The sequence below is a fragment of the Campylobacter concisus genome, from assembly GCF_003048985.1.
GTDB classification, from domain to species: Bacteria; Campylobacterota; Campylobacteria; order Campylobacterales; family Campylobacteraceae; genus Campylobacter_A; species Campylobacter_A concisus_AY.
The window spans coordinates 81,655-99,844 of record NZ_PIRS01000004.1 but is presented as its reverse complement, the minus strand read 5'-3'; the positions used below and the strand labels follow the sequence as shown (position 1 = coordinate 99,844).

General features: G+C 39.3%; 19 protein-coding genes. 3 read left to right on the top strand and 16 right to left on the bottom strand.

Translation table 11 applies throughout. From position 1 onward, the window contains the following. Positions 1 to 18: 18 nt before the first annotated feature. From CVS91_RS04100 to alaS, 6 genes are all read right to left on the bottom strand, one after another. Positions 19 to 1,527, bottom strand: a complete 1,509-nt coding sequence (locus CVS91_RS04100; RefSeq protein ID WP_234409661.1) for a phosphoethanolamine transferase — start codon at positions 1,525 to 1,527, stop codon at positions 19 to 21. Positions 1,528 to 1,650: 123 nt separating this feature from the next. Then, the gene (locus CVS91_RS04095; RefSeq protein ID WP_107830488.1) at positions 1,651 to 1,965 is read right to left on the bottom strand and encodes a ComEA family DNA-binding protein; all 315 of its coding nucleotides are present in this window, start codon (positions 1,963 to 1,965) and stop codon (positions 1,651 to 1,653) included. Between the two features lie 8 nt (positions 1,966 to 1,973). Beyond that, entirely contained in the window at positions 1,974 to 3,902 is a 1,929-nt protein-coding gene (locus CVS91_RS04090) for a transglycosylase domain-containing protein (RefSeq protein WP_107830486.1), read from the bottom strand. Then, positions 3,899 to 4,441, bottom strand: coding sequence for a septum formation inhibitor Maf (gene maf, locus CVS91_RS04085; RefSeq protein WP_107830484.1), 543 nt, complete (start codon positions 4,439 to 4,441; stop codon positions 3,899 to 3,901). The genes CVS91_RS04090 and maf overlap by 4 nt, the downstream gene beginning before the upstream one ends. After that, positions 4,438 to 4,938, bottom strand: coding sequence for a 3-isopropylmalate dehydratase (locus tag CVS91_RS04080; RefSeq protein WP_107830482.1), 501 nt, complete (start codon positions 4,936 to 4,938; stop codon positions 4,438 to 4,440). Before CVS91_RS04080 ends, maf begins: the two co-directional genes overlap by 4 nt. After that, positions 4,935 to 7,493, bottom strand: a complete 2,559-nt coding sequence (alaS, locus tag CVS91_RS04075; protein WP_107830480.1) for an alanine--tRNA ligase — start codon at positions 7,491 to 7,493, stop codon at positions 4,935 to 4,937. The genes CVS91_RS04080 and alaS overlap by 4 nt, the downstream gene beginning before the upstream one ends. A gap of 172 nt (positions 7,494 to 7,665) precedes the next feature. On the opposite strand from alaS, the gene CVS91_RS04070 reads away from it, so the two are divergent. Genes CVS91_RS04070 through CVS91_RS04060 form a run of 3 tightly spaced genes read left to right on the top strand, consistent with a single transcriptional unit; the run spans position 7,666 to position 9,997 of the window. After that, on the top strand, positions 7,666 to 8,535 hold the full coding sequence (locus CVS91_RS04070; protein WP_107830478.1) for a Gfo/Idh/MocA family protein: 870 nt from the start codon (positions 7,666 to 7,668) through the stop codon (positions 8,533 to 8,535). Beyond that, positions 8,535 to 9,488 carry a ferrochelatase gene (gene hemH, locus CVS91_RS04065; protein WP_107830476.1) on the top strand — a complete coding sequence of 318 codons (954 nt, stop codon included), beginning with the start codon at positions 8,535 to 8,537 and terminating at the stop codon, positions 9,486 to 9,488. The genes CVS91_RS04070 and hemH overlap by 1 nt, the downstream gene beginning before the upstream one ends. A 47-nt stretch (positions 9,489 to 9,535) precedes the next feature. Then, on the top strand, positions 9,536 to 9,997 hold the full coding sequence (locus CVS91_RS04060) for a hypothetical protein (protein ID WP_021084467.1): 462 nt from the start codon (positions 9,536 to 9,538) through the stop codon (positions 9,995 to 9,997). 88 nt (positions 9,998 to 10,085) lie between these two features. On the opposite strand, the gene CVS91_RS04055 is transcribed toward CVS91_RS04060, so the two are convergent. The 10 genes from CVS91_RS04055 to CVS91_RS04010 all read right to left on the bottom strand — a co-directional run bounded on the left by CVS91_RS04055 (position 10,086) and on the right by CVS91_RS04010 (position 18,149). Further along, positions 10,086 to 11,918: a peptidoglycan D,D-transpeptidase FtsI family protein gene (locus tag CVS91_RS04055; RefSeq protein ID WP_103611221.1), complete on the bottom strand. Its 1,833-nt coding sequence runs from the start codon at positions 11,916 to 11,918 to the stop codon at positions 10,086 to 10,088. Between the two features lie 8 nt (positions 11,919 to 11,926). Beyond that, positions 11,927 to 12,220 (bottom strand): flagellar hook-basal body complex protein FliE, encoded by a 294-nt coding sequence (gene fliE, locus CVS91_RS04050; RefSeq protein ID WP_107830474.1) that lies wholly within the window; start codon positions 12,218 to 12,220, stop codon positions 11,927 to 11,929. After that, complete coding sequence (gene flgC, locus CVS91_RS04045; protein ID WP_012139981.1) at positions 12,220 to 12,720, bottom strand: flagellar basal body rod protein FlgC; 501 nt, start codon at positions 12,718 to 12,720, stop codon at positions 12,220 to 12,222. The genes fliE and flgC overlap by 1 nt, the downstream gene beginning before the upstream one ends. A gap of 8 nt (positions 12,721 to 12,728) precedes the next feature. Next, entirely contained in the window at positions 12,729 to 13,163 is a 435-nt protein-coding gene (flgB, locus tag CVS91_RS04040) for a flagellar basal body rod protein FlgB (RefSeq protein ID WP_009294075.1), read from the bottom strand. Between the two features lie 62 nt (positions 13,164 to 13,225). Beyond that, positions 13,226 to 13,822 carry a thioredoxin gene (locus CVS91_RS04035; protein WP_012139980.1) on the bottom strand — a complete coding sequence of 199 codons (597 nt, stop codon included), beginning with the start codon at positions 13,820 to 13,822 and terminating at the stop codon, positions 13,226 to 13,228. Positions 13,823 to 13,830: 8 nt separating this feature from the next. Further along, positions 13,831 to 14,283 (bottom strand): SsrA-binding protein SmpB, encoded by a 453-nt coding sequence (smpB, locus tag CVS91_RS04030; protein ID WP_035142320.1) that lies wholly within the window; start codon positions 14,281 to 14,283, stop codon positions 13,831 to 13,833. Positions 14,284 to 14,297: 14 nt separating this feature from the next. After that, the gene (locus CVS91_RS04025) at positions 14,298 to 15,041 is read right to left on the bottom strand and encodes a 4-(cytidine 5'-diphospho)-2-C-methyl-D-erythritol kinase (RefSeq protein ID WP_107830472.1); all 744 of its coding nucleotides are present in this window, start codon (positions 15,039 to 15,041) and stop codon (positions 14,298 to 14,300) included. Then, positions 15,038 to 15,268, bottom strand: a complete 231-nt coding sequence (gene csrA, locus CVS91_RS04020; protein ID WP_002941828.1) for a carbon storage regulator CsrA — start codon at positions 15,266 to 15,268, stop codon at positions 15,038 to 15,040. The genes CVS91_RS04025 and csrA overlap by 4 nt, the downstream gene beginning before the upstream one ends. Beyond that, positions 15,262 to 16,083 carry a tRNA pseudouridine(55) synthase TruB gene (truB, locus tag CVS91_RS04015; RefSeq protein WP_107830470.1) on the bottom strand — a complete coding sequence of 274 codons (822 nt, stop codon included), beginning with the start codon at positions 16,081 to 16,083 and terminating at the stop codon, positions 15,262 to 15,264. Before truB ends, csrA begins: the two co-directional genes overlap by 7 nt. Beyond that, a complete protein-coding gene (locus CVS91_RS04010; protein WP_107830468.1) occupies positions 16,080 to 18,149 on the bottom strand; it encodes an ATP-dependent helicase in 2,070 nt (689 codons plus the stop codon). The genes truB and CVS91_RS04010 overlap by 4 nt, the downstream gene beginning before the upstream one ends. Between the last annotated feature and the right edge of the window lie 41 nt (positions 18,150 to 18,190).

The following is an 18,190-nucleotide window of genomic DNA, read 5'->3' as shown; positions in this document are numbered from 1 at the left end:
CCTAGGCTGGCTTTAAATTTACTCCTTAAAAATATCAAATTCTGGCTCATAAGCCTTAGTTTTTACCCCAAAATATCCAAGAACTGAGCTAAAGATAAAATCATGCGAAAGGCTCTCATCTCTCTTGCTTCTTAGCCTTTTTAAAAGCTCGCTATCGCTTGAAAAGATGATGGCTGGGATGTGTTTTTGCTCATCTGGAGCGATGGAGTAAGGCAGGCCGTGTAAATATATGCCATTTTCACCTAGGCTCTCTCCGTGATCTGAGAAAAAGAACATGGCAACTTCAAATTTATCTTTTCTTGCTTCAAGGGCGCTTATTAGCTCGCTTTGTAGATAGTCCTCATATAAAATGGTGTTGTCATAGGTGTTTGCTATCTCATCTGGCGTGCATTTGTTTAGCTCGGCAGTGTCGCAGGTTGGGGTAAATTCTTTAAATTTACTTGGGTAGCCTTTGTAGTAGATAGGGCCATGTGAGCCTTGCAAATGTAGCACGATAAATGTAGTGGAATTTGCATCTTTTATGACCTTTTTTGCCTCATCAAATATCACTTCATCAAAGCCAGCTGCTCTGTGCTCTGAAGTGTGGTTTTGATCAAGATTGTCGCAAACGCCCTTGCAGCCGCCGCTATTGTTGCCAAAAAAGTATGTTTTTATGCCAAGTTTATTGATGATATCAACTAAATTTTCACGAGCCTTAGCCTTGCGGTTGCTAAAATTTTCTCGCTTTAAGTCTGAAAATAGGCAAGGCACACTAGTCTCTGTGGCAGTCCCGCATGAGTAAAAATTTGTAAAACTTACCACATCTTTTTGTTTAGTAAATTTGTTTGTATCGTTTTTAGCGTAGCCATTTAGCGAGTAGTTTTTGCTCCTTTGTGTCTCGCCAACTATCAAAACTAAAATTTTCTTTTTATCGTTAGTAAGAGTTGCGTCATCTGCCACGTAGGTAAAAGGGAGCGGTTTTTGAAGCAAAATTTGAGCCAGCTTTATGGCAGAATATACTGGATAAGACGGAAGTAAGACTGTTTTTAAGTAAATGTGTTCTCTAAAAAATGGTATAAAAATTTTTGAAGTTAATGAAAAAATAATAGCGATAGTAACGATCGAAAAAGCGATAATCTTTAATCTAATTTTTAGACTATTTTTAAAGCTACCATAATTGATTTTTACGAAAATAACATAAATACATGGCAAAATAGTTGCAAATACAAACCACAATACTAAATTTATGCTTAAATAGCTAAAAGCTTCTTTGTTATCAGTATGTAGGACGTTTAGTAACATCTCTTTGTTTATGATAACGCCGTAATTTGACATAAAATAAGAACAAATCGAGCTAACAATAATTATAAAAATAGCAAAGGGTTTTAATAAATAAGGCAAAAATACAATGCAAAATACACTTGCAAAAAGTGATGCAAGAAATATGCACATAATTGTGAAAAATAAGGTAGAAAAAGAAAGCGAGTTTGTTTCTAAAAATCCTAAAAAAACGCCTTTATATAAAAATATATGATTTACAAAAAGCATATATATTATAAATAAAGTTAAAAATTTAAAAAAACTTACTTCTCTAAATTTATTGATATTAATCATTTAAAGATTCCTTTCACTTAAAGCATTTTTTTAAAAATTTAAATTTTTAAACTAAAGCTATTTCTTCTTTTTCTTACTTTTTAGCTTCTTACTTTTTGACTTCTTTTCAGGCTCAGCCTTTTTTGCCTTTTGGCTATCTTTTACACTAAGCTTTTCTTTGACTTTTTGCATGTCGTTAAAGCCGATGCCTTGAACCTTTTCAAGCTCCTCGACGCTTTTAAATTTATGAGCTTTTCTATATTTTATTACATTTAGCGCTTGGCTTTTATTTAGCCCAAGGCTCATTAGCTCGCTCTTGCTAGCTGTGTTTAGATCAGCGCCATACGCAAGGCTTGCAAACGCTAGACAAAGTAAAATTTTTAATCTTTTCATCTTATCTCCTAAAATAATAATCCATCGTTTTCTTGATCTTGAATAATGTCATTTGTTGGCGTATTTTGCGGCAACGGCGAGTCGTTTGTGTAGTACTCATCAGCGCCATTATAGTATCCTTTATAGACGCCATCAGGCTGTTCAAACGCACGCCTTAGAGTAGGGTAGAGCTTGATATAGCCCTCCATAAATTTCTTAAAGACAGGCGCCGCTGTCCTGCTGCCGCCCTCGACTTTTTTCATAGGGCTGTTATCGTCGTTTCCGTACCAGATGATGGCCTCGATATCAGGCGAGTAGCCGCAAAACCACGCATCGATGCTGTTGTTTGATGTGCCAGTTTTGCCAGCGATCTGGATGCCATTTACCTTTGCGTTGCGTCCGGTGCCGTTATTTACGACATTTTGAAGCAAGGTTGTCATCAAAAATGCCTGCTCAGGTTTTAGCACCTGCTTCTTTTGTGGCTCATAGTCCATAGACGCGCCAAAGCTATTTTCTATGTGCTTAATGAGCGTAGGCTCGACCACTTCGCCATCGTTTGGAAACATCGAGTAAAATTTTGCAAAGTCAAGTGGTGAAATTCCAAAGCTTCCAAGTGCGATTGATAAATTTTCAGGGATATCGTTAAAGCCCATATCCGTAAGCTGTTTGCGAACTGAGCTAAGACCAAGATCGTTTAGTAAATTTATGGTTGCGAGGTTGCGAGACTGGGTTAAGGCTGATTTTATCGTGATGTAGCCCTGAAAGCCGCCGCTATAATTCTTTGGCGTCCACTCTTTGCCGTTGCCCATGTCAAACGTCCTAGCGATATCAGCTACTTGAGAGACGACAGAGTAGCCACTATCAAGGGCTATTTGATAGATAAATGGCTTAAAGCTAGATCCTGGCTGACGCTTGCTCTGGGTGGCGCGGTTGTAGCTACTTTTTGCGTAGTCGATGCCGCCAATTAGAGCTAAAATTTGTCCGCTTTGTGGATGAGTGACGACGATAGCGCCATTTAGCATCTCTGGATTTGCCTTTTTATCTCTTTTTAAAATTTCATTGTAGCCATAGACTAGAGCGTCTTGAGCGATCTTTTGCACGTTTAGATCGACTGTGCTTTGTATCTTGTAGCCGCCAGTTTTTATATCGTCAAATTTCTTTGAAGCCTCTTTTATGATCTCATCGACCACGTAAGGGGCTTTATTGCGTGTGAGCGTATCATCAAAGACTGCTGGCTCTTCAAGCACGCCCTTTCGGTACTCGTCCTCGTTTATCCAGCCGATGCTATACATCCTCTCAAGTACCCTGTTTGCACGGCTAAGCGAGAGGTCGAGGTGCTTTGTAGGATCATAAGTACTTGGCGCTTTTGGCATGCCAACTAGCATCGCTATCTCTTTTATACTTAGCTCATTTAGCTCTTTTCTAAAGTACCCCTCTGCAGCCGTTTTGATGCCGTAGTAGCCATGACCGAAATATACGTGATTTAGGTATCTTTCGATGATGTCCTCTTTGCTAAGCTCGCTTTCAAGCTTCATAGCAAGCACAACCTCTTTTATCTTTCTTGTAAATTTCTTCTCGCGGCTTAGGGCTAGGTTTTTTATGAGCTGCTGAGTTAGCGTAGATGCGCCCTCTACCAGCTTTCTAGCTTTGATATCCTTTATCGCTGCTCTTGCCATGGCTTCTACGTTGATACCGCCATGCTCAAAGTAGCTCGTATCCTCGATAGCAACGAGCGCTTCGATGACACGTGGCGGGATGTCGTTATATTTGACGTAAATTCTATTTTCTTCAAAGATATTTGCGATAAGCTCGTTGTTTCTATCAAAAATTTGTGTCGCAAGCTTTGGCTTGTAGTCGATGATGGTATAAGCGTCAAATCTCACCTGCGAATAAAAGTATAAAAACGCTCCACCAAGTGCGACGGCAACTACAAAGATAAATGCCAATATGTATTTCATAAAAATGCCTTTAATATTTTTAAATTTAGCCCCATTGCCGTGCTCGTCTCGCCGTGCTGGGAGATTATGTATTTTTTATTAAAATTTTCTATCGTCATGGCTCCAGCCTTGCCTCGCCACTCGCCACTTTCTAGGTAGCTTTTTAGATCTTGCTCGCTAAATTTAGCAAATTTATATGTTGTCTTGCTCACATTTATAAGCTCAAATTCGCCTAAAAATATCATCGCCGTATAGACGCTACACTCATTGCCACTTTGTAAATTTAGCATAGCAAGTGCTTCGTTTGCGTCCTTTGCCTTGCCTAAAATTTTATCCCCACAAGCCACGCAGCTATCTGCAAAGAGTAAATTTAAAAGCTTGCCATTTGCCTTTAAAAACTGCTCTTTTTTAGCTTTTACGACGTTTTGGACGTAAATTTCAGGTTTTAGCTCTTTTGCTATCATGCTCTCATCAAAGCTGCAAGAAATTTGTTTAAATTCTATCCCAGCATTTTTTAGTAAATTTGCCCTTGTTGGCGAGCTAGAAGCAAGTGTGATCATAAAAAACCCATATAGCTCACGCCAAGATAGACAGCCGCAAGCGAGGCTAGTAAATTTAGAGGCGTGAAGTAGTAGATGATGACGATTAGGCTTTCGTTTAGCTCGATCATCTCGTGCGATCTTAGAGTTTTTAAAGCCTTTTTGTATCTATAAAAGATGTAGCTTAAATTTAAGAGTAAAAATAGCTCTATCGCCCATTTGGTCGCTACTATCGCACTTGCCATCGGATTTTGCATTTTGCCATCATCAAAGCAAAAGATCATTATTAAACTATTTAGCGCGATGCCAAGAACTAGCGCAAAGATGGCTAGCCCAAAGCGCCTTATGATGTGAAGCAAGATGTGATAGCGCTCTTTATCTTCAAATTTATTTTTTATAAAATAGCTTCCAGTAAGCACCAAACCAGCTTGTAGCCCTATAAAAAGAGCTACGAAGCTAATGTGCAAGAAGATGATTAGTTGATCAAATTTAAAAAAAGCGATCTCTTGATGAATCATTTTTCTAAAGCTTGTTTTGCATACTCAAGTGAGCTTTTTATGGCATCTTCGATGGCTAGGACATTTTTGCCGCCAGCTGTTGCAAAGTCGTCTTTTCCGCCGCCATTGCCGCCTAGAATTTGCGCTGCAAATTTAACCCAAGCGCCAGCTTTTAGTGGAGCATTTTTCACGCCAGCTGCAAGAGAAATTTTACCCTCTTCATCTGTTTGGATCAGTAAAATAGCAGCCTTTTCGTGCCCGTTTTTAAACTCATCTATCAAAGTTTTTATGTCGCCACCATCGATGCTTGCTACGCAAAGCTTGGTATCATTTACATTTATAAAGGCTAGCTCCTCAGAGCTTTTAGCGTTTTTTAGCTTATCTTTTAAGCCTTTTATCTCGCCTTTTAGCTTTTTGACGGCATTTAGAGGTTCTGTGCTTTTTAGCTCATCTTTTAGCTCTTCAAGTTCAGCTCTAAATGACCTTGCTAAATTTAGCGCAGCTCTTGAGCAAACAGCCTCTATACGCCTAACGCCAGCACTTACGCCACTCTCTTTTGTGATGAAAAACGATCCGATCTCATCTATATTTTTCACGTGTGTGCCGCCGCAAAGCTCTTTGCTGACATCGCCAAAGCTCACGACTCTTACTTTGTTGGCATATTTTTCGTTAAATAGTGCGATCGCTCCGCTTTTTTTAGCCTCTTCAAGCTCCATAACCTGCGTTTTTGCATTTGCGCCAGTTAAGATCCACTCATTTACAAGGTTTTCGACCTTTGAAATTTCTTCGCTAGTAAGCGCCTTTGGATGAGAGAAGTCAAACCTTAGTCTATCTGCCTCGACGTTTGAGCCAGCTTGAGCGATGTGTGTGCCAAGCACGCTTCTAAGGGCTGCGTGAAGCAAGTGTGTAGCGCTGTGATGACGCGCAGTCTCCGCTCTGTCGCTGCCCACTTCAAGCTCTACTTCGTCGCCAACTTTTAGCGCCGCGCTAGTTTTTACTAAAGATAAATTTAGCCCGTGGAATTTTTGCGTATCAAGCACATTTGCTTTGCCTGCTATCTTACCGCTATCGCCGCACTGACCGCCACTTTGAGCGTAAAATGGAGTGACGTCAAACATCACCCAGCCCTCTTTGCCAGCGTCTAAGCTATCAACGTTTTTAAATTCTTCATCAAGCAAGGCTAAAATTTTACTTTTACTCTTAAGCTCTTCGTAGCCTACAAATTTATTCTCGCCAAATTTCTCAAGTAGCTCTTTAAAATCGCCCTTTGCACTCTTGTCGCCACTGCCTTTCCAAGCAGCTTTTGCACGTGCTTTTTGCTCGCTCATAAGCTCATCAAACCTTGCCTCATCGACTTTTAAGCCCTTTTCTCTAAGCATATCAGCTGTTAGATCAAGCGGGAAGCCAAATGTATCATAGAGCTTAAACGCAGCCTCTCCGCTAAAAATTTCTTTTGTATTTTTAAGCTCACTCTCAAATAGCTCTAAACCACTAGCGATTGTCGCTAAAAATCTCTCTTCTTCAAGCTTGATCTGTTCTTTTATAGCCGCTTTTTTATCGTTTAGATAGGTGTAGTGTCCGCCCATGAGCTCGCAAACTTTATCGACAAGCTTATACATAAATGGCTCTTTTATGCCTAGTAAATATCCATGGCGGATCGCACGGCGTAAGATACGGCGAAGCACGTAGCCACGGCCTTCTTTATCAAATGTCGTGCCCTGAGCTAGCAAAAATGTGACCGAGCGGATGTGATCGCTTATGACGCGGTAGCTGGCGCCACTTTCATAGACGTATGGCTTGCCACAAAGCTTTGCTACTTCGTTTATGAGCGGCATAAAAAGTGTGCTGTCGTAGTTACTAAATTTGCCTTGCAAGATGGCAGTAACGCGCTCAAGTCCCATACCTGTATCGATGCTTGGCTTTGGTAGTGGGCTTAGCTTGCCATCCGCACTTCTTTCATACTGCATGAAAACAAGGTTCCAGATCTCTAAAAATCTATCTCCATCGCCACCCATGTAGTCTTCAGGTGTGTTAAAGTGTTCAGCCCCTTGATCGTAAAAAATTTCACTGCAAGGGCCGCATGGACCAGTATCGCCCATTTGCCAGAAGTTATCGTGGTCGCCAAAGCGGTAAATTCTCTCTTTTGCGATGTGAGTGCTCCAAATTTCAAACGCCTCATCGTCGCTTTCATGAACGGTTACATAAAGCTTATCTTTTGGTAGTTTTAGCACCTCTGTGACAAATTCCCAAGCGTAAGAGATCGCCTCTTTTTTGAAGTATTCGCCAAAGCTAAAGTTGCCTAGCATCTCAAAAAATGTGTGGTGGCGCGCTGTGTAGCCGACATTATCAAGGTCGTTGTGCTTACCTCCAGCTCTTATGCAGGTCTGACAGCTGGTGCGGATAGGTGGTGTCGGGCGTGGCACTTCGCCTGTGAAGATGCTCTTAAATGGCACCATACCAGCGTTTGTGAAAAGTAGTGTTGCATCGTTTGGCACGAGTGGTGCAGAAGCTACGACTTCGTGACCTTTTGATTTAAAAAAATCAAGATATGCCTTTCTTATATCTAAATTTTGCATTTTTATCCTCGTTAGTTTTAAAATTTTGCTTGATTTTAGCCAAAATTCGTTTGTGAAATTATAAAAAGATAAAAAAATAGTGATATTTTGAAAATGAATATCTTGTTTTATCTATTTAAAAGCGATTTGTAAATAAAATAATTAAAATTTTCTAAAGTTTTAAAGGGTAAAGGTGAAGCTAAGAATCGGCATTATCGGCTATTGCAGCACTGGCAAAAAGCATTATTTAGAGCTAAGACGCTCAAATGAGTTTGAAATTTGTGGCATTTTTGACAAAGAGAACAGTGACGAGTTTTGTAGAGCTGATTTTTATACTGATTTTAAAGAATTTATAGAGGTTGCCCAACCCCAAGCAGTCGTGCTTTGCTCGCCAAGAGAGGAGATGGTGGAGGCATTTTGTCAGTGTGCAAAATACTGCCAAAATATCCTTATCTCGCGCCCAGTTTTTAAAAATATCGCCGATCTTAAAGAGATAAAATACGCCGCCAAGACAAACAAAACTAGGGTTTGCACTGGAATTTCTGAGCGCTTTAACCCAACCATCGTTTCGCTTAAAAAGGCACTTTTAAAAGAGGAAGAAATTTATAGCATCTCGATCGCTCATTTTAAGCCACTTTGCGATGGAAATATCATAAATGAGCTCTCTGTTTCAGACATCGACCTAGCTAAAAACATCATAAATTCAGAAGTTAGCGACTTTTACTACACCCAAACAAACAAGACAAATGCCAAAAGTGCCGATAACGCGGCGATAAGCTTTAAAAGTAAAAATCAAATTTTAGTGCATATCACTAACTCATTTTGTGGCTCACTGGAGCGCTTTAAGATAGAGGTAAATGCGAAAAATGGCGTCTATTTTGGCGATCTCATCGATCACAAGCTTCATCAAGTGAGCGAAAATGGACAGATGAATTTAAAGATAGATACAAATAATAGCGAGCTAAAAGCGCAATACGAGGCCTTTTACGATCTTTGCCAAAGTGGCGAGAGCAGCGAACTTTCAAACATCGATGACGCTATAAAAATAAGAGAACTATTTTGATGAAAAAAGCTCTTTTGCTTTTAAATATGGGCGGTGCAAATAGCCTTGACGATGTCGAAATTTTCTTAACAAATATGTTTAATGACCCATATATTTTGGGAATAAAAAATAAATTTATAAGAAAATTTGTGGCTTTTATGATCACAAAAGGCAGGCTAAAAACCGCGAAGCACAACTACGAGCAAATAGGCGGCAAGTCACCACTTTGCGAGCTTACAGCAAAGCTTTGTGACAAAATTTCAAGCATGCAAAGCGAATTTGACGTGGTTGATTTTGCGATGAACTACACTTCTCCATTTACAAAAGAGGTGCTAAAAAAGTATGAAAAATTTGACGAGATAGTGCTTTTCCCGCTCTATCCGCAGCACTCTACGACCACGATATCTTCAAGCCTTGATAGCTTTAAAAAAGCTGCTAATGAGCTTAGTTTAAAAGCTAAAATTTCACTTTGCGGGACATTTTATGATGATGACGCTTACAATAAGATCATTATCTCCCACATCCGTGAAGCTATAAAAGATACCGATATAAGCGATGTTAGTCTCATCTTTTCAGCTCACTCTTTACCTCGCAAGATCATAGAAAAGGGCGATATCTACGAAAAACACATAAACGAACATGTGCAAATTTTAGGCAAAATGCTAAAAGAGCAGGGGCTAAATTTTAAAGATGTAAGCCTTGCTTATCAGTCACGTCTTGGCCCAGTTAAATGGCTGGAGCCATCTCTAAATGATGCTTTAGCAAAGTGCGAAAATAAAAAAGCGCTTATCTATCCGCTATCTTTTTGCATAGACAACTCTGAGACCATTTTTGAACTAGTTATCGAGTATGCTAAGCTTGCTAAAGAGCTAAATTTTAGCTTTTACAAAGTCGTTCAGTGTCCAAATTTTAGTGATGAATTTGCTAGTTTTGTCCTAGAAAAGTCAAAAAACACTAGAGAATTTAGCCTTTAGGAATAAATCTTGCTTATAAAAAGCATCTCAAATTTAAAAGGAGATGTATGAAGGTTCAAAATAACGATATTATCGATTATTTGTTGCAGTCAGGCTCAAGCAAAGCTAAAGATAAAAAAAATAGTTTTGATGAAATTTTAAGTCTAACGCTTGATAAGATCACAAGCGAGGCAAAGGTTTCAGACAAGCTTGAGCAGTTTAAGAAAAGGCTTACAGAGATCGGTGCTGCTGGCTTTATAAATGAGCTAAATTCAAACAAGATAGAAGAGAAAATAGCTCAGAAAAAAGAGGAGCTAACTGAGCTTTTAAGCATAAATGATCCGACCAAAACGCAGGATCAAAAAAATGAGCTACTTAAAATAATGGATAAAATTTTAAGTGACTACCGCAAAGAGCTAAACATGGCACTTACGAGCCAAACACTGCTTGAGAAGCAAAATAGCCTTGGCAAAAATACAAATAATTCTGTAAATTTAAGCTCTGTCTTAAATGAACTTGGACTTGCATAAATTCTGGATTTAGGCCGCTTGCCTAGATCCAAATTTCTACTTTAAACTCTAAATTTGAAATTTAATATTTATATCTTAGAAGTTAAAATTAATCTAACGCTGGTTTTTGCTTTGCTTTGTCGTTTTTGAGCTTATCTTTTTTAGCTTCAAACTCAGCTATGACATTAGGATCTGGGAATAAATAGCCATCTTCAACCATTAGATCAACGGCCTTTTTAAATGTCGGCAACGCACTTTGCGCACCAAAGTAGTAGTAAGGCTTTTTAGGATCTCTTGCTAAAACACCTATGGTGTAGCTGTTGCCTCTTGTGTCATTTACGAAGCCAAAAAAGGAGCCATTATAGGTGTTGCTATATCCGCCTTTGCCAGAAGCGATATGCGCGGTGCCAGTCTTACCACCTATCTCAAGACCTGGCGTAAATGCCTTTAGGCCAGTACCTTTTTCAACTGTTTTTATCAAAATTCTCTTCATTATCTTTGCGGTCTCTTGTGAGATGACTTGTGCTGGCTCTGCTTTTGGCAGATCGTAGCGCTTGCCATTTCGCTCAAGATATGCCACCATGTGCGGCGTCACCTCTATGCCTTTATTGTTAAAGGTGTTATAAGCTTTTAAAAGCTGCATAAATGTCGCTTGTAGGCCGTATCCGTAGCTAACCGTCGCTTTATAGGTCGATGAGTTTAGCTTTGTAACCGTTGGCATCATACCCACTTGCTCGTATGGCAGGTCGATGCCTGTCTTTCTTGAAAAGCCAAAATTTAAAAGCCCTTGATAAATTTGCGGGCCATTTAGCCTATCTACTAGCTGGATCATACCGATGTTTGAGCTGTGCACAATGATGTCTTCAGCGCTCATAAAAGGCTCTGGGTGGGTATCTTTGATGATCCTTTTGCCTAGCTGATAGCGGCCGTTGTAGGTATTTACTAGCTCAAAAGGATTTACCTTTTTTTCTTGAAGCAGTATGGAGAAGATAAAAGGCTTAAAAACCGATCCAACCTCGTATGCATACTCGCTTGCGCTTGAATTTAGCGCACTGTAATCTTGCTTTCTTATATTTGATGGATCATATCTTGAGCTAGAAGCTAGGGCTAGAATTTCTCCATTTTTGCTATTCATTATGCAGATGATTAGCTCTTTTGCGTCTAAAAATTCGCGCTTTTCATCTAAAATTTGCTCTAGCTTGGTTTGAAATTTAAGCGGTACAGAAAGCACTGCGTTATAGCCATCGACTCTTGTTGCTAAATTTGAATCACTGGTTAAGATTATATTATTGCCAATATCACGAGGACCGAGGATTTTGGCGTTTTGTATCGGAGCTAGGTAGTCCTCGTAGTATCTCTCAAGCCCTTTTACGCCTTTACTTTTGGTAAGTGCGTCGCTTTCTGTTTTGCTCACGTAGCCAATAGCTGGCGTTAAAGCGTCTTTTGACATAAATTTACGGTTTTGACCACTCTCCATCACGCGCATACCTTGAAACGAGGCAAGGCCTGTTTTTGGGTCAAGGTATGAGATTAAAATGCCCTTGCGGTTTAGCTTTCTAGAGAGCTCCTGAAGGTAGGTAGCGCCCTTTGCGTCGATGCTGTAAGAGAGCGTGACAAGGCCTTTTGTGCCGTTTATGATCTTTCTTACTTTGTTTGGATCGTCGCCGCTGTAAAGCGAGTAGAGCTTGATAAACATCTCTTTTTTATTTGGATCGATGTTTCTGGTGTCAAGCATCACTTTGTAGAGTTTTTGGCTTGATGAGATACTAAAGCCATCTTTTGTTACGATGTTGCCGCGGATTGCGGTATTTACGTCGCTTGTTTGAAGCTTAGGAAGCTTTCGCTCGATGCTTGCTCTATAAAATATAACAAGCACAAAGATTGAAATTCCAAAAGTAATTAATAAAAAAAGTATGGTTATTTTTGATTTTCTGGAATTCATTCAATGGCTTAAATTTGCGTTCTTGAAATTTCTTTGTATGCGCTTAGCGCTTTGTTGCGAATTTCTAGCATAAGCTTCATGCTAGTCTCTGCTTTGCCTATGGCGATAGCTGCTTGATGCAAGTCTTTTACCTCGCCAGTTGCGAGATCAGCTATGGCTTTATCGGCATTTATTTGAACCTTGTTTAGCTCTTTTAAAGAGTCGTTTAGTGCGTTTTCAAAGCCGCCTTCTTCGCCTACTTTTGCTATTTTGCTTGAATTTTCGTTTTTGTTTAACTTATCTAAATTTATGCTATTTATCATTATGCTTGTCCTGAAATAAGTGATATCGCACTTTGTGCTATTGTTTTTGCGTTTTGAAATGACGCTACATTTGCTTGATAAGCTCTTGTCGCCTCAAGCAAGTCAGCCATCTCGATGACTGGGTTTATATTTGGAAATGCGACGTAGCCATTTGCATTTGCGTCTGGGTGGCTTGGGTCGTATTTTAGTTGAAAGTCCTTGTCATCGCGCACTACTTTATCTACGATCACGCTAGTTAGGGCAGGGTGAGCGTTTTTAGGTGAGCTTGGATCATCTAGTGGATTTTCATAATCAAGCAGACTTTGTGAGTTTTTAAGCTGATCGTTTAAAATTTTATCAAAGTTCATCTCTTTAAAGATGACCTCTTGCCTTCTGTAAGGGCCACCTTCAGCCGTTCTTGTGGTTTGAGCGTTTGCTATGTTTGAGCTGATGACGTTCATCCTGAAGCGTTGCGCGCTTAGTCCGTATCCACTAATATCAAAATCATTTAAGTATGACATCATCTCTCCTAGTTCTTAGCACTTGCGTCTATTACGCTTTTAAAGATATTGCCCTGAGCCTTGTAAGCGCTATCAAGGGCGTTTATCATGACTGTATTTTTGCCCATTTCTGTTGTCTCAACATCAAGATCGACTGTGTTTGCATCGTTTCTAGCCATGTGACCATCACGCAAGAAAATTTGAGCCGTGTCGCTTTTTGGAAAATCAACCGCAGCCATGTGCGCTTCGTTTGTTTTAGCTAAATTTAGTTTTTTGCTCTCTGAAACGTTGTAAATTTCATTTGCTTTTTCTCTTAAAACATCTTCAAATCTTACATCTCTAGCCTTGTAAAATGGCGTATCAACATTTGCAAGGTTGCCAGAGATGAGCTTTTGGCGTAGCTCTCTGCCTGCAAGGGCTGATTCGACTAATGGGCTAGATTTTGATCTATCTAAAACAAACATTTAAAGTCCTTCTAAAATTTCACACATTTATAAGCAAATGATGTTCCAAATGTAAGGCAAATTTATTTTGTTTCATAGATTTTTGCCAAATCTTCTTTCATTTTTGTGACTTTTATGCCGCCAAGATAGTATTTAACTCCGTATTGTCCGCTATCTACGTCTGTTAAAATTTGATATTCACCGTTTTTTATCACCACTTTAAAAGGTAGTGCGATCTCATGTTTGTATTCGATATCTCTTACGATCTGCTCGGCAAGCCTGTCATTTATCTTTTGATCGTTTGTTATGAAGTAGTAGGCGTTAAATTTTTGCATAAATTCATGCAAAACATACTCATTTGTGACATTTTCAAAGTGAGTTAGCCCGATTAGCGTAAATTTATCTTTGTTTTCAAGCTGATATTTTGTAAGCTCGGCTGCCTCTTTTTGACAAGGTGGGCAAAATGTGCCAAAAATGTCGATCATTAAAACCTTATTTTCATCATTTTTGATAGCAAAACCGTGATCTTTACGCACCAAAGTAAGCTCTTTGCCGCTTACATCTACAAGTTTGACCTCTTCGTTTGGGCTAAATTCTTTAAAATTTGCGCTGCTGCTCTCATCATCACCGCACCCAAAAAAAGCAAATAAAGCGATTATTAAAACAAGTAAATTCTTCATCTTATCCCTTAAACATATCTTTTTATGGCAGCTCTTGCCTCTTTGTCTGCCTCGCGTCTTTTTAAAGTCTCGCGCTTGTCGTGTAAATTTTTACCTTTTGCAAGGGCTAGCCTTGCTTTTACGATGTTTTTATCGCTTAGATAAAGTGCTAGAACAACCAAAGTAAGCCCATCTTGTGAGACTTGACCGAAAATTTTATCGATCTGCTTTCTGTGCATCAAAAGTTTTCTGGCGGCCCGCTCATTTGGACGAAATGCGCTGTGTGTAGTTTCAAGATAGCTGATATGGGCGTTTAGTAAGAAAAGCTCACCCTTTATGACGCGCACAAAGCTATCTTTTAAATTTGCTCTGCCAGCCCTTAGAGCCTTGACCTCGCTGCCTTTTAAAACGATACCAGCCTCAAAGGTCTCAAGTATGCTAAAGTCGTGCAAAGCTTTTTTGTTTTTTGCTAGATCTTTTATCAAAATTTTACCTTTTATTTTACGCTAAATACGCTACTGCCGCTGCCGCTTAGAAATTTATCCCTAAACTCGTTCATCTGTGGATAGAGCTTAAAGCATGGGACAAAAAGATCGTTTAGCTCCTCGTTTTTATAAATTTCAAGTAGCTCTTTGCTCTTTAAATTTTGCATCTTTTTTGCAGCATTAACGTCTATGTATTGTAAGAAATTGCTTCTAAATTCTTGATAAACCATCGGTGTGGAGCAAAAAACATTTGGCGTGAAGATATTTAAATTTGGCACTTCATCGTCAAATTCTTCTATGATCTCGCCTATGCCGCTTACATTTGCTGCCTTGTAGCCGCTTACAAAAAAGGCTACGTCTGCGCCGATTTTAGAGGCTATTTGCATCAAATTTTCGCATTTTATATTTAAATTTAGCTCGTCATTTACCATTAGTAAAAAGGTGGCAGCATTTGAACTGCCTCCTCCTAGACCAGCACCTATTGGGATTTGTTTGTTGATGATGATTTTATGAGAGCTAAAAAACTCATCTAGCTCGTTTGAAAAGCCAGCTCTTTTTAGCTCGTCTATCGCTTTTTGGATGATGTTTTCTTTTATCTCTTTGTTGTCGCATTCGATAGCAAAAGAATTTGACTTTTCAAAATAAATTTCATCAAAAAGCTGCTCGCAAAGAACAAAACGTGACAAAATTTCGTGGTAGTTGCCTCTGGTGCCAACTACCTTCAAAAAGACGTTGATCTTTGCAAAGCTTTTCATTTCTCGATTTTTTTCGCAAGCTCGTGGATATCGGCTTCGCTTGCTTTTTTAGTGGCGTGGATATTTTCGTTTTTGATATCGTTTGCCAGCTCGCTTCTTAGTATCATTGTGTTGCGCGGGGCCTCGATACCAAGCTTAACGGTGCTTTTTGAGATACTTACTACGACGACTTTTATGTCGTTACCTAGTAAAATTTCTTCGTTTTCTTTTCTTGCTAAGATTAACATTTTTCTACCTTGTTTAAAGTGTAATTGATAGTATCATCCATGATTTGGATTACGCTCATAAATTTATCATAATTTAGCAAATAAATTCCTTGTGTTTGTGTTTCAAAATCGTTAATTTTTAATTTCTTGCCGTCAAGTATGTTGTTAATATCTCCAAAATACGTGTTTTGCTCAATATTTAAAAAATTGCAAATATTTAAAAATTTTTCATTTTCATAGCGAAATTTACCCTCGCTTACCCTCTTTAATGAGCTTAAAGTTACATTATAACCAACTTTTTGCCCAAAAATTTCTGCATAAGAGCGGATGTAACTCCCCTCACTTACACTTAAACGAAGTGTCAAAAAAGGGTGTGAATAATTCAAAATTTCACTCTCATAAATTTCCATTGTCTCTGGCTTTAGCTCAAATTCTTCGCCATTTCTTGCTAGTTTGTAAGCTCTTGTGCCATTTATATGTTTGGCGCTAAATTTTGGCGGGATATAGCTTATCTTACCAGTTAGCTCGCCTCTTATAGCTTCAATTTTTTCTAAATTTAGCTCTTTTACATTTGAAATTTCAGTGATATTTTCATTATCCATGCTAGGACTGCTAGCCCCAAGCCAGATCGTCGCCTCATAGACCTTTGGGTTTTTGTCTAAAAATCTAAAAAATTTCGTATATGAGCCAAAAGCGACTATTAGACAGCCGCTCGCAAATGGATCAAGCGTGCCTGAAAATCCAGCCTTTTTAACGCCATGTTTTCTCTTTAGTCGTCCTAAAAAGTGGTTTGAGCTCATGCCAGCAGGCTTGTTTGCCACGAAAATGGCGTTCATACGGCCTTTTCCACGAAGCTTGACATGATCTCTCTTACATTGCCACCAAAATTTATAGTCAGTTTAAACTCTTTTTTGATCTTGCTAACCGCGCTCACCCTGCCGATACCAAAAATTTTATGTTTAACAAGGTCGCCTTTTTTAAATTCATTGCTCTGTTCGATAACTAGCGAGCCATGCGTGATACCGCTCTCGCTTAAAAATCTACTCTTATTTAGCCTTGTGCGCTGACCTTTGTAAAAGCGCGAATTTGCAAAGCTTAAGCTAAGTGTCTTTTTGGCCCTTGTTATCGCCACGTAAGCGAGCCTGCGCTCCTCTTCGATGTCGCTACCATCGCCGATGAGCGGGAAAAATCCCTCTTCAAGGCCGATCACAAAAAGGTGCTCAAACTCAAGCCCCTTGCTCGCATGCACGCTCATAATGCTAATAGCCTCGTCGCTAATGCCGTCTTGCTCGCTTGTTAGCGTGATCTCGTTTAAAAACTCTTCTAGATCAAAGCTTGGATTTTGCTTGATCTGATCTTTTAAAACGGCGTAAAACTCGTCGATGTTCGCTGCTCTTTCAGCGCCATCTGGTAAGCTCTCGTAGTATTTTTTCACGCCAAATTTTGCTTCAAATTTATCTATGAGGTCAAAAACCGAGCTGCTTTCTTGAAGCTCTTTTAGGTTGTTTGCAAACTCAAGAAGGGCTGATTTTACCTTTTTACTAAAGGCTTCGTCGTTATCAGAGATGTTTGAGATTGCTTCAAAAATGGAAATTTTGCCCTCAAATGCCATCTTTTCAAGCTTATCAAGGCTTACTTTACCAAGGCCGCGTTTTGGGCGATTAATGATACGTCTTATTGAAAAATCATCATTTGGATTGTTTATCAGCCTTAGGTAGCTTATGATATCTTTGATCTCGGCTCTTTCGTAAAATTTAACGCCGCCAACCATTTTATAGGCGATCTGCTCTTTGTTTAGCCCATCTTCAAGTGAGCGAGAGAGTGCGTTTATGCGGTATAAGATCGCGATATCTTTTGCTTGCACGCCTTTGCTTAAAAGCTCTTTTATATTCTTTGCGATCTTGCCAGCCTCGACGCTCTCATCAAAGCTCTCTATCAAATTTACAGCTTCGCCTTCGCCTTTTGTGCCTACAAGCTTCTTGCCAAGACGGTTGCGGTTATGATCTATCAGTTCGTTTGCAGCTTTTAGTATCGCCTCACTCGAGCGGTAGTTTTTCTCAAGTCTGATGATCTTTACATCTTTAAACTGATCTTTGAAATTTAAGATATTATCGATCTTCGCACCGCGCCAGCCATAAATACTTTGGTCATCATCGCCTACGACGCAGATGTTTTCGTGGCATAGACAGAGTTTTTTTAGGAGCTTATACTGAAGATCGTTTGTATCTTGATACTCATCGACCATTATGTATTTGTAGTGGTTTGAAATTTCTCTAGCAAGATCTTCGTTTTCATCTAAAATTTTATATGTAAGCCCTAGCAGGTCGTCAAAATCAACAAGGTTATTCGCCTTTAAATAGTCCTCGTACTTTTCATAAATTTGCGCTGCTTGCTTGTAAAAGTTGTCCTTGCTCTTGTCAAATGAAGAGAAATTTGCATTTTTATAGACCTCTTCGACGCTTAAAAGTGAGTTTTTATAGTTTGAAATTTCACTTGATAAAATCGCCGTAGCGACTGGGCTTTCAAAGCTTTTGATGATGCGTTTTTTATCGTCTGTGTCGATGATGACGAAGTTGTTTTTTCTGCCAAGCTTTTCTATGTAGAGCTTTAAAAACAAAAGTCCAAATTTGTGAAATGTACAAAGTAGCGGCGAGTAGTTTTTGCCGCTTTGGCTTAGCATCGCCATGGCTCTGCTGCGCATCTCGTTGGCGGCTTTGTTTGTAAAAGTAAGAGTTAGCGTGTTTGCCGCATCTATGCCGACCTCGCCGATGAGATAGGCAAGCCTAGTTGTGATCGTCTTTGTCTTGCCACTGCCAGCACCTGCAAGTATGAGCATCGGACCATCTATGTGAGTGGCTGCTTCGCGCTGGGCTTCGTTTAAATTTGATAGTAAATTTTCCATTTTTCGCTTTTTAAATTTTCTTTTGATTTTAGCCAAAAATG

What these genes read in the sequence shown, in the direction of transcription:
- CVS91_RS04025 (WP_107830472.1), bottom strand. Translation starts at nt 15,041, where the DNA reads ATGAAAAGCTTTGCAAAGATCAACGTCTTTTTGAAGGTAGTTGGCACC.
- CVS91_RS04010 (WP_107830468.1), bottom strand. Translation starts at nt 18,149, where the DNA reads ATGGAAAATTTACTATCAAATTTAAACGAAGCCCAGCGCGAAGCAGCC.
- truB (WP_107830470.1), bottom strand. Translation starts at nt 16,083, where the DNA reads ATGAACGCCATTTTCGTGGCAAACAAGCCTGCTGGCATGAGCTCAAAC.
- CVS91_RS04055 (WP_103611221.1), bottom strand. Translation starts at nt 11,918, where the DNA reads ATGAATTCCAGAAAATCAAAAATAACCATACTTTTTTTATTAATTACT.
- alaS (WP_107830480.1), bottom strand. Translation starts at nt 7,493, where the DNA reads ATGCAAAATTTAGATATAAGAAAGGCATATCTTGATTTTTTTAAATCA.
- csrA (WP_002941828.1), bottom strand. Translation starts at nt 15,268, where the DNA reads ATGTTAATCTTAGCAAGAAAAGAAAACGAAGAAATTTTACTAGGTAAC.
- flgC (WP_012139981.1), bottom strand. Translation starts at nt 12,720, where the DNA reads ATGTCATACTTAAATGATTTTGATATTAGTGGATACGGACTAAGCGCG.
- hemH (WP_107830476.1), top strand. Translation starts at nt 8,535, where the DNA reads ATGAAAAAAGCTCTTTTGCTTTTAAATATGGGCGGTGCAAATAGCCTT.
- flgB (WP_009294075.1), bottom strand. Translation starts at nt 13,163, where the DNA reads ATGTTTGTTTTAGATAGATCAAAATCTAGCCCATTAGTCGAATCAGCC.
- maf (WP_107830484.1), bottom strand. Translation starts at nt 4,441, where the DNA reads ATGATCACACTTGCTTCTAGCTCGCCAACAAGGGCAAATTTACTAAAA.
- CVS91_RS04035 (WP_012139980.1), bottom strand. Translation starts at nt 13,822, where the DNA reads ATGAAGAATTTACTTGTTTTAATAATCGCTTTATTTGCTTTTTTTGGG.
- CVS91_RS04090 (WP_107830486.1), bottom strand. Translation starts at nt 3,902, where the DNA reads ATGAAATACATATTGGCATTTATCTTTGTAGTTGCCGTCGCACTTGGT.
- CVS91_RS04095 (WP_107830488.1), bottom strand. Translation starts at nt 1,965, where the DNA reads ATGAAAAGATTAAAAATTTTACTTTGTCTAGCGTTTGCAAGCCTTGCG.
- fliE (WP_107830474.1), bottom strand. Translation starts at nt 12,220, where the DNA reads ATGATAAATAGCATAAATTTAGATAAGTTAAACAAAAACGAAAATTCA.
- CVS91_RS04080 (WP_107830482.1), bottom strand. Translation starts at nt 4,938, where the DNA reads ATGATTCATCAAGAGATCGCTTTTTTTAAATTTGATCAACTAATCATC.
- CVS91_RS04060 (WP_021084467.1), top strand. Translation starts at nt 9,536, where the DNA reads ATGAAGGTTCAAAATAACGATATTATCGATTATTTGTTGCAGTCAGGC.
- CVS91_RS04100 (WP_234409661.1), bottom strand. Translation starts at nt 1,527, where the DNA reads ATGCTTTTTGTAAATCATATATTTTTATATAAAGGCGTTTTTTTAGGA.